The organism is Streptomyces sp. WZ-12, from assembly GCF_028898845.1.
GTDB lineage: Bacteria > Actinomycetota > Actinomycetes > Streptomycetales > Streptomycetaceae > Streptomyces.
In genome coordinates, this window is sequence record NZ_CP118574.1 from 4628426 (window position 1) to 4641232 (window position 12807).

The window sequence follows — 12807 nt, forward strand, 5'->3', positions numbered from 1 at the left end:
TCGGCCCGCACAACAGCCGCAGCTCGAAAGGACTTTGAACCACCATGGCCGACGAGAACCCCCCTGTGACCCCGGACGGCGTGACCGCCGAGGGCGCGCCCGCCACCATCGAAGGCGTCGGAATGCGCGTCGAGCCCGTCGGGCTCGAAACGGAGATGCAGCGCTCCTACCTCGACTACGCGATGTCCGTCATCGTCTCGCGTGCGCTGCCCGACATCCGCGACGGCCTCAAGCCGGTGCACCGCCGCGTGCTGTACGCGATGTACGACGGCGGCTACCGCCCCGAGAAGGGCTTCTACAAGTGCGCCCGCGTCGTCGGCGACGTCATGGGTACGTACCACCCGCACGGTGACACCTCCATCTACGACGCGCTGGTCCGCCTCGCGCAGCCGTGGTCGATGCGGATGCCGCTGGTCGACTCCAACGGCAACTTCGGCTCCCCGGGCAACGACCCGGCCGCCGCCATGCGGTACACCGAGTGCAAGATGGCGCCGCTGTCGATGGAGATGCTCCGGGACATCGACGAGGAGACCGTCGACTTCCAGGACAACTACGATGGCCGGAACCAGGAGCCGACGGTCCTGCCGGCCCGCTTCCCCAACCTGTTGATCAACGGCTCGGCCGGCATCGCGGTCGGCATGGCGACCAACATCCCGCCGCACAACCTCCGCGAGGTCGCCGAGGGCGCGCAGTGGGCGCTGGCGCACCCGGAGGCGTCCAGCGAGGAGCTGCTGGACGCGCTGATCGAGCGGATCAAGGGCCCCGACTTCCCCACCGGCGCGCTGGTGGTGGGCCGCAAGGGCATCGAGGAGGCGTACCGCACCGGCCGTGGCTCCATCACGATGCGCGCGGTCGTCGAGGTCGAGGAGATCCAGAACCGCCAGTGCCTGGTGGTCACCGAACTCCCCTACCAGGTCAACCCGGACAACCTCGCGCAGAAGATCGCCGACCTGGTCAAGGACGGCAAGATCGGCGGCATCGCGGACGTCCGTGACGAGACCTCCTCGCGCACCGGCCAGCGGCTGGTCATCGTCCTCAAGCGGGACGCGGTCGCCAAGGTCGTCCTCAACAACCTCTACAAGCACACCGATCTGCAGACCAACTTCGGCGCGAACATGCTCGCGCTGGTCGACGGCGTGCCGCGCACCCTCTCCCTGGACGCCTTCATCCGGAACTGGGTCACGCACCAGGTCGAGGTCATCGTCCGCCGGACGAAGTTCCGGCTGCGCAAGGCCGAGGAGCGGGCCCACATCCTGCGCGGCCTGCTCAAGGCGCTGGACGCCATCGACGAGGTCATCGCGCTGATCCGGCGCAGCGACACGGTCGAGGTGGCCCGCGAGGGCCTGATGGGCCTGCTGCAGATCGACGAGATCCAGGCCAACGCGATCCTGGAGATGCAGCTCCGCCGGCTGGCCGCCCTGGAGCGCCAGAAGATCACCGCCGAGCACGACGAACTCCAGCGCAAGATCAGCGAGTACAACGCGATCCTGGCCTCCCCGGAGCGCCAGCGCCAGATCATCAGCGAGGAACTGGCCGCGATCGTCGAGAAGTTCGGCGACGACCGGCGCAGCAAGCTGGTGCCGTTCGAGGGCGACATGTCCATCGAGGACCTGATTGCCGAAGAGGACATCGTCGTCACCATCAGCCGCGGCGGCTATGTGAAGCGGACGAAGACCGACGACTACCGCTCGCAGAAGCGCGGCGGCAAGGGCGTGCGGGGCACCAAGCTCAAGGAAGACGACATCGTCGACCACTTCTTCGTCTCCACCACCCACCACTGGCTGCTGTTCTTCACCAACAAGGGCCGGGTCTACCGCGCCAAGGCGTACGAACTCCCGGACGCGGGACGGGATGCACGCGGTCAGCACGTCGCCAACCTCCTGGCCTTCCAGCCGGACGAGCAGATCGCGCAGATCCTGGCGATCCGCGACTACGAGGCGGCGCCCTACCTGGTCCTCGCCACCAAGGCCGGTCTGGTGAAGAAGACCCCGCTCAAGGACTACGACTCGCCGCGCTCCGGCGGCGTGATCGCGATCAACCTGCGCGAGCAGGCGGACGGCAGCGATGACGAGCTGATCGGCGCCGAGTTGGTCTCGGAGACCGACGACCTGCTGCTGATCAGCAAGAAGGCCCAGTCGATCCGCTTCACCGCGACCGACGAGGCGCTGCGCCCGATGGGCCGGGCCACCTCCGGTGTGAAGGGCATGAGCTTCCGCGAGGGTGACGAGCTGCTCTCGCTGAACGTGGTCCGCGCGGACACCTTCGTCTTCACCGCGACCGACGGCGGCTACGCCAAGCGCACCGCGGTCGACGAGTACCGCGTCCAGGGCCGCGGTGGCCTCGGCATCAAGGCCGCGAAGATCGTCGAGGACCGCGGTTCGCTGGTCGGCGCGTTGATCGTCGAGGAGGCCGACGAGATCCTCGCGATCACGCTCAGCGGTGGCGTGATCCGGACACGGGTCAGCGAGGTCAGGGAGACCGGTCGTGACACCATGGGCGTCCAACTGATCAACCTGGGCAAGCGAGATGCCGTCGTCGGTATCGCGCGCAACGCCGAGGCCGGCCGGGAGGCCGAGGAGGTCGACGGGCCCGACGGGGTCGAGGAGACCGGCGCGGCCGAGGAGTCCGGGTCCACCGCAGTCGAGGGCGAGCAGCCCGCGGCGGAGTAACACGAGGAGTAGGTCGTGAGGGGAGCCACGGGCGCTGCGACGGGCAAGGCGGGAGTCACCTCGGACTCCGCGGCGGAGCCCGCAACGAAGGAACGCAGCGCCCGTGGCTCCGTCGCGTCCGACGGCGCCCGGGAGAAGGGCGTCCACGAGGGGGGAACCGTGAGCAACACCCGTCAGCCGCAACCCCAGCCACAACCCCAGTCCCGGCCGCAGACGAAGGCCGCCGGCCAGGGACAACCACAGGGCGGCGCCCAGCAGCCCTACCAGCCGCCCCAGGCGTACCACACGGGCGCCGGGGGCCCCGGTGCCGAACAGGCCGTGCGCAAGCCGCGTACGGGCGCCAGCACGGCACCGCGGACCCGCAAGGCCCGCCTCCGGGTGGCGCGCACCGACCCCTGGTCGGTGATGAAGGTCAGCTTTCTGCTCTCCGTCGCGCTGGGCATCTGCACCGTGGTGGCGGTGGCGGTGCTGTGGATGGTGATGGACGCGATGGGCGTCTTCTCCACCGTCGGCAAGACGATCAGCGAGGCGACCGGCTCCGCCGAGGGCGGCGGCTTCGACCTCCAGTCGTTCCTCTCGTTGCCGCGGGTGCTGCTGTTCACCTCCGTCATCGCGGTGATCGACGTGGTGCTGGCGACCGCGTTGGCCACCCTCGGCTCCTTCATCTACAACCTGTCGGCGGGCTTCGTCGGTGGCGTGGAGCTGACGCTCGCGGAGGACGAGTGAGGGCTGCCGGCGGGCCGTCCGCACCGGGCGTGCTGAGGGCCTCCGGAACCGATTTTGGGAACGCCTCTGAAGTGCGCTAATCTTCTGGTGCAGCGAGCGAGCGGCTATAGCTCAGACGGTTAGAGCGCTTCCCTGATAAGGAAGAGGCCCCAGGTTCAAGTCCTGGTAGCCGCACCGCAGTATCGGCCCGGTCGGAGGTTTCTCCGACCGGGCCGATGCCTTTGTCGACACTTTCCGGTCCCGGGAACCGAAGCCGGGCGCGATTCGTTGTGAAGAAGCGGGAGTTGGGCTCCTTCGGTGCCTCCGGACGGGGTGTTGCCGAGTGCGGGCTAGATAACCGATCGATATCGGCCGGTGTGTATCATCGGCCGACATAGAGGTCCCCTACGTCAACGAAAGACGAGGTCGCGCGGTGAAGAAGCTGATCCTGGTCGCACTGGCCGCCATCGGCGGGCTCCTCGTGTACCGCCAGATCCAGGCGGATCGCGCCGAGCAGGATCTGTGGACGGAGGCGACCGACTCCGTGCCCGCAGGTTCCGGTGTGTGAGACCACACGCACAGCACAGTTCGTATGGACCCCGGTCGCCCCAAGGGCGGCCGGGGTTTCGTACGTGTCGGGGGCGGGCAGAGGGCCCCTGATTTTGCTATCGCACACCCATGGATTGCAGTGGCAAATCCGCTGGTCGTGAGGCCGATGACCGGGTGGTGACCGGTGGGACGCGAGGGGGACGAGAGATGGCACGACCACCACGCAGGCGGGCGGCGGTGCCGGAGGCGGGGGCCTCCACGGCGCGAACGAAGTGGAGAGCCCGGGGGACTTGGGGGACGGCGTTACTGGCGCTCACCGCGGCGGTGCTGCCGGCCTCGGCGGCCCCCCGGGCGACGCCGGCGGCCGACGGCAGCGGATTGGTGATGGTCCTCGACTCCTCGCGCGCGATGGCCGGGAGCGACGGCGCCGGCGGCACCCTCATCGCCGCCGCCCGCAAGGCCGTCGGCGGCGTCGCGGACGCGCTGCCCGAGGGCTATCCCACCGGTCTGCGGGTCTACGGCGCGGACGAGCCCAAGGGTTGCGACGACACCCGTCTCGCGCAGCCCGTCGGCCCGTTGGACCGCGGCGGCCTCACGCGGGCCGTGGCGGGCCTAACGCCCAAGGGCGACGCCCCCATTGGGCTCTCGCTGACCAAGGCCGCCCAGGACCTCCCCAAGGCCGCGGCCGGCGCCCCCGGCAAGCGCACCATCCTGCTGATCTCCGACGGCCAGAGCGCCTGCCAGACCCCGCCCCCCTGCCAGGTTGCCGCCCAACTCGCCTCCTCCGGCGCCGATCTGCACATCGACGTCGTCGGCCTCCACCCGGCCGCCAAGGACCGCCCCCAGCTCCAGTGCATCGCCAAGTCCGGCAACGGCCAGTACTACGACGCTCCTGACGCCGCGTCGCTCTCCCATCAGGTGCAGCGCGCCGGTCAACTCGCCGCGGACAGCTACCGGTTCCGGGGCACCCAGATCCACGGCACTGACGACCAGAAGGGCGCGCCCGTCCTCGCCCCGGGGCAGTACCTGGACAGCATCGGCCCCAACGAGGTGCGCTACTACGCCACCGATCTGGACGCGGCCTCGACCGCCGACTTCTCGGCCACCGCGGTGCCCCCGTCCGGCGCCTCGGTGGACCTCCTCGACACCGTCAGCGCCCGCATCGTCCAGGGCACGGGCGGCAGTTGCCAGTCCTCCACCGCGCGCTTCGGCCAGCGGGAGGCGGCCACACCGCTGACCGCCAGCGTCAGCCGCATCCCGTCGCGCGGCGGTACCGCCCGTTGCGACAAGGCGGGCCGGTACTGGCTGGCCGTCGAACGCCGCGCCGCCACCGGCTCGGACGCCACGCGCTGGCCGGTCGAGCTGATGTTTCACGTGGAACATCCGCTGAGGAAGGGCGTCACCCCCGCGCAGGCGACCCCGCAGTACGGTGCCGGCGGCAAGGACGCCACGCTGCCCAACACCGCGCCCCAGGACGTCTCCGGCGGCACCGGCTTCAACGATGCCCGCGAGCTGGGCACCGGTGCCTGGCGGGACACGATCCTTCCCGCGCAGACCCGTTGGTACAAGGTGCCGGTCAGTTGGGGCCAACAGCTCCGCTACGACGTCCAGTTCGGCACCGCACCGCGGTCCGGGGCCGCCTCCCACGTTTCGTTCGGCAGCACCCAGGTCTATACGCCGTTCCGCGCTCCGGTCGGCAGCGGGACCGGCGAGTTCACCCCACAGGTGCCGTACACCGGGCGATCGGCCTCGCTGAGCATGGGAACGGTCCCGGTCTCCTGGACCAACCGCTACGAGACCCACTCCAACGTCGCCCCCGTCCACGCCAACGGCAACTTCTACATCGCAGTCACCCTCGGGGCCCGGGCCGCGCAGATCACGGAGAACCCGCGGATCGGCGTGGTGCTGCGGGTCGCCGTCCTGGGCCGGGCGAAGGCCGGGCCGGAGGCCGATGCGATGTCCGTCAAGGACGAGGCGTCCGGCGGTGGTTCGGGCTCCGGGGCCATCGGCTCCGGGGGCGGCCACTGGCCCGCGCTCCGGATCGCCGGGGTCTCCGTCGGCGTGGTGGGCGTCCTGCTGCTGGCCGGGTTGGGGGCGGCGTACGCGCGGGCCGGCCGGGGGCCGTGGCCGCGGGGCGCGGACACCGGGGAGGCGCGCGGTGAGTGAGGGTGCCACCGGGCGGTAGCGCCGTCGTGGTTGAGGGCGCCGGGGTGCCGGCGCGCGCGTCAGGAGCGGTGTGCCGGGCCGCGCGGCCGGTTCAGCCGGCGAGCAGCGCCCACACCCCGACGGCGATGCACAGCAGCGCCACGATCAGGACCGGGACCGCGACCTTCGGGGGCGGTCCCGGTGTGCGTACCGGGGCGGCCGGGGGCGGCACCGCCGGTGCTCCCGGGCCGCCGCCGGTCGGGGAGTGCGCCGGCAGCGGGGGCTGACCGGAGGTGTACGGACGGGTCGCGGCCGCCTGCGGGCGCACCGAGGAGGTCGGCACGATGTCCGTCGGCTCGATGGGTTCCGGGGGAGGCGTCCGGGGTGGGGTGGTCGGCGGGGCCGGGACGGTGCCGCGCGGCGGGGTGCCCAGCGGCGGGGGGCCGGCCGGCGGGATCGGCGGCGGGGTGCTCGGCGGCGGTGGAACGGGCGGGGTCGGCGGCGCGAGGTGGAAGCTGCCGGTGTCCGACATGGACGCGGGGCCCGGAGCCGCACCACCGCTCCCGGCCGCCGGTGGCCCGGGGGCGGCGCCGTGCCGGCCCTTCGACGGGTGCAGCGGCCCGTCCGGGCCGAACCCGGCCGGCAGCGGGCCGATGTGGTCGAAGACCTCGATGACCTCGTCCTCAAGCGTCGCCTCCGGCAGCAGCTCGGCGGCCGCCAGCAACGCCTTCCGCGCCCCCGTCGCGGTCTTGAAGCGGGCCTCCGGATCCGGGTGCAGCAGCGACGCCAGCACCTGCCACAGCGGCTCCGGAACGTCTTCCGGCGCCCGCGGTATCCCCTGCTCCGCGAACCGCCGGATCAGCGCCTCGGCGTCCGGCTTGGCCCCGGTGATCAGGCTCAGCGCGACCAGCCCGGCGGCGAACAGGTCCGCGGGGAAGTCCGGCTCGGCGCCCAGCATCTGCTCCGGCGCGAAGTAACCCGGCGTCCCCACCACGTAGTTGGCCTCGGTCAGCCGCGGCTCGCCCTTGCGCATCGCGATGCCGAAGTCGGACAGCCGCAGGTGCGGGCGGCCGGTGCCGGTGGCCTCCAGCAGGATGTTGGCCGGCTTGATGTCCCGGTGCACCACGCCCTCGGCGTGCACGGCGGTCAGCCCGGCCAGCAACTGGTCCATCAGCGTGCACACCATCCCCGCCGGCAACGGGCCGTAGTCCCCGGTCAGATGGGCCAGTGAGCCGCCGTGCACCAGGTCCATGGTGAACAACACCTGGTCGTCGTCCGCGGCCCAGCTCGCCGGGGCCAGTACGTGCGGATGGTCGATCCGCAGCGCCTGCTCGCGGACGAACCTCAACAGCGTGTGCGCGTCGCTCTGTTGCAGCACCTTGGCCGCCACGTAACGGCGGCGCCGGTGGTCCCAGGCCCGCCAGACCGCGCCCACGCCACCCCGGCCGATCGGGTCCACGAGCTCGTACCGGCCGGCGAAGATCTCACCCATTGCGCCCCGTCCGCTGCTGGATCACGACTCCTGAGGCCAACTCCCCGATGGCCGACCGCGCTTGGCTAGCTCTGGTGCGCCTCGTAGTGGGCGACCGCGTCGGAGGTGCGGCCGGCACCGTAGACCCTCAGGAACTCCGCGAGTTCGGGGTGGCTGGCGGCGAGGCTGTTCGCCGCGTCGATGATCTCGCCGGCGTCGGAGACCGACCGCAGCAGCGACTGGATCTCCCGCACGACCCGGCGCACGGTGGTGGCCCCCGTCGACGACGTGGTCTGCGCGGTGTTGTTCAGCACCGAGCCGCCCGCCGTCTTCTTGATCTCCTCCATCCGGTCGGTGGCCTCGGCGGCGCTGACGCTGCCGTCCGCGACCTGACCGGCCAACTCCTGGAGCGCCTGCACCCGCTGGACCACGGCGGGGTTGCCTATCTTCGCGCGCTGCCCGCTCATGAGCTGCGACAACATCGGCGCGGACAAGCCGAGCACCGCGGCCAGCCGGGCCTGGTTCAGCCCGAGGTCGTCGATGAGACGGCGGAACAGCGCGCCCAGCGGTTCCCCGTACCAACTGCGCTGGAGCTCCCGGGCCCGTGCGGTGGCTTCCTGCTGTGCTGCATCCATGCCGTCTCCCCTGTCTCCCCGATCGCGCTTCGCTGCCGCGAATCTCGCGAAGCATCCTACGGAGAGCGACCGTGTGCGGCGATACCCGGTCGGGAAAGGGGCCCGACACCGGGTACCCTGTTCGGCGAAGGGGCCTTAGCTCAGTTGGTAGAGCGCTGTCTTTGCATGGCAGATGTCAGGGGTTCGACTCCCCTAGGCTCCACTTCAATCCCCCTCCGACCTGCACAAACGCGGCCGGAGGGGATTTTTTGTGCCCGCTTCCGCACCGCCGTGGACGGGCTTGCGGTCGGCGGTGGCGACGGCGGCGGACCTTCGGTGCTGGGGCGCCCGTCCCGCAAGGGAACCGCCGCGGCGAGCCCGGCACGCTCGGCGCTCGCCCGCCGAACTCCCCTTCCCTCCCCACGCATTGGACGCATGACGCCGTCCCCCCCCCCGACACGCGGCCGGGCCGCGCCCTGGTGGAGGGACGCGGCCCGGGGGCGGGGCGGTAGGGGATCAGGCGTCGTCGCCGCGCCGTTCGTCGGGGTCTGCCTGCTTGGCCTGGACCTCGGGGTCGAGCGGGGCGCCCTGGCCGCCCTCGACGGAGCTCAGGTGGCCGCGGTCGCCGACCTCGGTGGGCGCCGGCGGCTCGACCAGCCAGTCCGGGTTGGCCTGCTTGTCCCACCACTTCCAGGCGGCGACCGCGCCGGCCACGACGACGCCCAGCAGCGCCAGCCGCTTGGCGGCCTTGCCGCAGGCGGCCCGGCGGCACTGCTTCTTCTGCAGCTTCTCGATCTCCGCGGCCGTCACCTGCCCGCGCAGCGCGGCCAGCGCCGCGGCGCCCCGGGCGAGCGCCTCCTCGCGCACCGGCTCGGCCGCCGCACGGGCGGTGACCACGGCGTTCTCCAGCCGCGGGCTGGTGTAGTCGGCGGCCTGCCGGGCGGCCTGCCGGGTGCGGACGGCGGCCCGGGTCGCGGCCGCGTCCACCTTGGGCGGCAGCGACCCACGGGCGTGCTCGATCCGCGGCTGAAGACGGGTGTCGTACTGGGCCCGGGCCTGCTGGGCCGCCCCGGCGACCCTGGGAGCGAGCCGGGCGCGCGCCTCCTGGGTGTAGTGGACAGCGGTGTCCTTGGCCGTACCGGCATAAGGAGCCACCACCTCCGCTGCGTGCCGCACGCCGTCCTTGGCCGAATGGGTCGCGGCGCGCACGCTGTCCTTGCGGGTCACGGGGATCCTCCTCCTCGGTGGGGTCCGGGTCTGGGGGCTGCTCCCCCACCTCTGCTGTGTCGCCTGTCCACCCGATTGACGAGCATGCCCGCTTGCCGGACGCACGGCATGTGTGCGCGGGCATCCGGGTCATCCGGGACTTTCCGGGGCCCCTCGTGACGACGATGCCATGCGGCGGCGCCGCCCGCGCGGGAAATCAGTACGAAGTCCCGTCAAGAGGTGGCGGCCCGGCGGCCGGCGACCGCTTCGTGCGAGGATCGGGGACCGTCAGTGAAGACTTATGGAAGGTAGATCGTGGCTGAGCAGCTCTACGCCACCCTGAAGACGAACCAGGGCGACATCGAACTTCGGCTCCTGCCGAACCACGCTCCGAAGACGGTGAAGAACTTCGTCGAGCTCGCCAAGGGCGAGCGGGAGTGGACCGACCCGAAGACCGGCCAGCCGACCCAGGCCCCGCTCTACGACGGCACGGTCTTCCACCGGGTGATCAGCGGCTTCATGCTCCAGGGCGGCGACCCGCTGGGCAACGGCACCGGTGGCCCCGGCTACCAGTTCGCCGACGAGTTCCACCCCGACCTGGCGTTCAACAAGCCGTACCTGCTGGCCATGGCCAACGCCGGCCCGGGCACCAACGGCTCGCAGTTCTTCATCACCGTCTCCCCGACGGCCTGGCTGACCGGCAAGCACACCATCTTCGGTGAGGTCACCAACGAGGCCAGCAAGAAGGTCGTGGACGCGATCGCCGAGACGCAGACCAACCCGCGCACCGACCGTCCGGTGCAGGACGTCGTCATCGAGTCGGTCGTCATCGAGACCCGCTGACCCGGATCTCGTGCCCCGGTCCGATCCGGGGAACCATCGCGCCCCGTCCAGTCGTAGATTGAGACGGGGCGCGAGGCTCGTTCGAGGCGGGCTGGAGGGCGCGCGGCCGGTCGAGGCGCCGGGCGCGGAGGGGCGGCCCGTCCACACAGGCAGGCGCCCCGGTGAGACGAGGACGAGGGGACCGATGGACCAGCCAGGCAGCCCGCAGGAGCCGCAGCAGGCGCACGGCCACGACGGCCTGCCCGGCTGCCACCGCCACCCGGATCGCTCGACCGGCATCCGCTGCACCCGCTGCGACCGGCCGATCTGCCCGGAGTGCATGATCAGCGCCTCGGTCGGCTTCCAGTGCCCGGACTGCGTGCGCACCGGCGGCGGCAGCGGCCCGGCGCCGAGGGCCAGCGCGCCGCGCACGATGGCCGGTGGCACCGTGACCGCCGATCCCCGGCTGGTCACCAAGATCCTGCTGGGCCTCAACGTCGCCGTCTTCGTCGCGGTGCTGCTCAACGAGCAGTATTTCGGCGGGTGGTTGGTCGACCGGCTCGACATGCTCGGCCTCGCCGTCGACCCCAGCCGCTACCAACTCGTCGGCGTCGCGCACGGCGAGTGGTACCGCCTGCTGACCGCGGTCTTCCTGCACCAGCAGTTCGCGCACATCGGCTTCAACATGCTCTCGCTGTGGTGGCTGGGCCCGCCGCTGGAGGCGGCGCTCGGCAGGCTCCGCTACACCGCGCTCTACCTGCTCGCCGGCCTGGGCGGCAGCGCCCTGTCCTACCTCGTCACCGCGCAGAACCAGCCCTCGCTCGGGGCGTCCGGCGCGATCTTCGGGCTGTTGGGCGCCACGGCCGTGCTGATGCGCCGGCTCCAGTACGACATGAAGCCGGTGCTGATCCTGCTCGGCATCAACCTGGCCTTCACGTTCCTGTGGCCGAACATCGCCTGGCAGGCGCACGTCGGCGGGCTGGTCGTGGGTGCCGCGGTGGCGTTCGGGATGGTGCACGCGCCGCGGCAGCACCGGACGCTGGTGCACATCGGGACGTGCGCGGTGACGCTGCTCGCGATCGTCGCGGTGGTATGGGTACGGACCGCCCAACTGCTGGGCTGACGGCCCCGCGACGCTCCGCGCAGCACGTTGTCCACAGTCCGTGAAGGATCTTGTGCATGCTGTGCAGAAACCGGCCCCGCGCCCCGTCGATCGACGTTTCCGCAGGAAGGGGCGGGAGCGAGGGCCGGTGGCGAGGGTCACCGCCGGTCACACCGGCGTCAACCTCCCGAGGGTTATCCACAGATCTTCTGAAGTTTTCCCCGGCTGTGGATAACTGTGTGGATGGCCTTGGGCAGGGCTTGCGCTAACTCCGCCGGGAAAGCGGGCGCGCCCCGCCCGCTGCCGCTACTTCCACTGCGTGGAGACGCCGAAGCCCACCGCGATGAAGCCGAAGCCGCAGACGATGTTCCAGTTGCCCATCGCCTTGATCGGTAGATCGCCCTCGGACACGTAGAACAGCACGATCCACGCCAGTCCGATCACGAACATCGCCAGCATCAGTGGCGCGACCCAGCCGCGGCCGGAACTCATCTTCAAGCTGGTGGTCTTCGCCGGCGGCGGCGTGAAGTCGTCCTTCTTGCGGATCCGTGACTTCGGCACGAGGAACTCTCCTGTCGATGTGCTGCTCCCCCGCTCTCCACGGTGAGCGGGCGGTCCCCCTCCGCCCGGAGGGGGCGCGGGTCGGGAGCCAGGGTACGGACACAGGGGAACGGATTTCCTTCCCGGCGTCCGTTAGCGTAGTGCTTCCGCGGCGTCGTAAGGAGTAAGGGTACGTTGAGCACATCCGCCGGCTCCTCCGGGCGTCCGCTACGGCCCCGATTGCGGCCCGTCCGGCTCCTCACCCTCCTCGTCTTCGCCCTCGCCGGTCTGCTGTTCTGGCTGAGCTTCGACACCGCCCGCGGCACCAACCTCCGCTCCGACGACTCGATGCTCCGGCTCTCCGACCTCATCCAGGAGCGCAGCCACAAGAACGGCGCCCAGGACGACAGCAACGCCGGCCTGCGCGCGGAGGTTGACGCCCTCGCCCGCCGCGACAACAGCGCCTCCGTCGGGGACGACACCAGGCTCAGGGGGCTGGAGAAGAGCGCCGGCACCAAGGCGCTGTCCGGCCCGGGCCTGACCGTCACGCTCACCGACGCCCCGCCGAACGCCACCGCCAAGATCCCCGGCATCCCCGATCCGCAGCCCAACGACCTGGTCATCCATCAGCAGGACCTCCAGGCCGTCGTCAACGCCCTCTGGCACGGCGGCGCCAAGGGCATCAAGGTCATGGACCAGCGGCTGATCTCCACCAGCGCGGTGCGCTGCGTCGGCAACACCCTGATCCTCCAGGGGCAGGTCTACTCACCGCCCTACAAGATCACCGCGGTCGGCGACCGGGACGCGCTCAACCGCGCGCTCACCGCGTCCCCCGCCCTCCAGAACTACCTCCAGTACGTCAACGCCTACGGCCTCGGCTGGAAAGTCGACCAGCACGAGGCGGTGACTCTGCCCGGCTACTCCGGCACAGTGGACCTCCACTACGCACAGCCTGTGAAGCCGTAGCCCGCATCCCGCGGGCCG

The 12807-nt window shown here is 71.3% G+C and carries 11 protein-coding genes and 2 tRNA genes; 9 read left to right on the top strand and 4 right to left on the bottom strand.

Features of this window, described 5'->3' with window-relative positions:
- The first annotated feature begins 44 nt into the window (after positions 1-44).
- From gyrA to PV796_RS19920, 5 genes are all read left to right on the top strand, one after another.
- Positions 45-2669, top strand: coding sequence for a DNA gyrase subunit A (gene gyrA, locus PV796_RS19900; RefSeq protein WP_274914648.1), 2625 nt, complete (start codon positions 45-47; stop codon positions 2667-2669).
- A 15-nt stretch (positions 2670-2684) separates the two neighbouring features.
- Positions 2685-3395, top strand: a complete 711-nt coding sequence (locus PV796_RS19905; protein ID WP_274914649.1) for a DUF3566 domain-containing protein — start codon at positions 2685-2687, stop codon at positions 3393-3395.
- 100 nt (positions 3396-3495) lie between these two features.
- Positions 3496-3569, top strand: a tRNA-Ile gene (locus PV796_RS19910).
- A gap of 238 nt (positions 3570-3807) precedes the next feature.
- Positions 3808-3942: a DLW-39 family protein gene (locus PV796_RS19915; protein ID WP_016472047.1), complete on the top strand. Its 135-nt coding sequence runs from the start codon at positions 3808-3810 to the stop codon at positions 3940-3942.
- Positions 3943-4130: 188 nt separating this feature from the next.
- The gene (locus tag PV796_RS19920) at positions 4131-6089 is read left to right on the top strand and encodes a vWA domain-containing protein (protein ID WP_274914650.1); all 1959 of its coding nucleotides are present in this window, start codon (positions 4131-4133) and stop codon (positions 6087-6089) included.
- 91 nt (positions 6090-6180) lie between these two features.
- Here PV796_RS19920 and PV796_RS19925 read toward each other — a convergent pair whose 3' ends face one another.
- Positions 6181-7560: a serine/threonine-protein kinase gene (locus PV796_RS19925; RefSeq protein WP_274914651.1), complete on the bottom strand. Its 1380-nt coding sequence runs from the start codon at positions 7558-7560 to the stop codon at positions 6181-6183.
- Between the two features lie 65 nt (positions 7561-7625).
- Complete coding sequence (locus PV796_RS19930; protein WP_274914652.1) at positions 7626-8174, bottom strand: helix-turn-helix domain-containing protein; 549 nt, start codon at positions 8172-8174, stop codon at positions 7626-7628.
- A 129-nt stretch (positions 8175-8303) separates the two neighbouring features.
- Between PV796_RS19930 and PV796_RS19935 the strand changes: the two genes are divergently transcribed.
- Positions 8304-8376 (top strand) — tRNA-Ala (locus tag PV796_RS19935).
- 293 nt (positions 8377-8669) lie between these two features.
- On the opposite strand, the gene PV796_RS19940 is transcribed toward PV796_RS19935, so the two are convergent.
- On the bottom strand, positions 8670-9380 hold the full coding sequence (locus PV796_RS19940; protein ID WP_274914653.1) for a DUF5324 family protein: 711 nt from the start codon (positions 9378-9380) through the stop codon (positions 8670-8672).
- Positions 9381-9674: 294 nt separating this feature from the next.
- Here PV796_RS19940 and PV796_RS19945 point away from each other — a divergent pair, with 294 nt between their 5' ends.
- Positions 9675-10202, top strand: a complete 528-nt coding sequence (locus tag PV796_RS19945) for a peptidylprolyl isomerase (protein ID WP_274914654.1) — start codon at positions 9675-9677, stop codon at positions 10200-10202.
- A 184-nt stretch (positions 10203-10386) separates the two neighbouring features.
- Entirely contained in the window at positions 10387-11304 is a 918-nt protein-coding gene (locus tag PV796_RS19950) for a rhomboid family intramembrane serine protease (RefSeq protein ID WP_274914655.1), read from the top strand.
- 285 nt (positions 11305-11589) lie between these two features.
- Here PV796_RS19950 and crgA read toward each other — a convergent pair whose 3' ends face one another.
- On the bottom strand, positions 11590-11844 hold the full coding sequence (crgA, locus tag PV796_RS19955) for a cell division protein CrgA (protein ID WP_274914656.1): 255 nt from the start codon (positions 11842-11844) through the stop codon (positions 11590-11592).
- Positions 11845-12018: 174 nt separating this feature from the next.
- On the opposite strand from crgA, the gene PV796_RS19960 reads away from it, so the two are divergent.
- Positions 12019-12789 carry a DUF881 domain-containing protein gene (locus PV796_RS19960; RefSeq protein WP_274914657.1) on the top strand — a complete coding sequence of 257 codons (771 nt, stop codon included), beginning with the start codon at positions 12019-12021 and terminating at the stop codon, positions 12787-12789.
- Positions 12790-12807 lie beyond the last annotated feature (18 nt).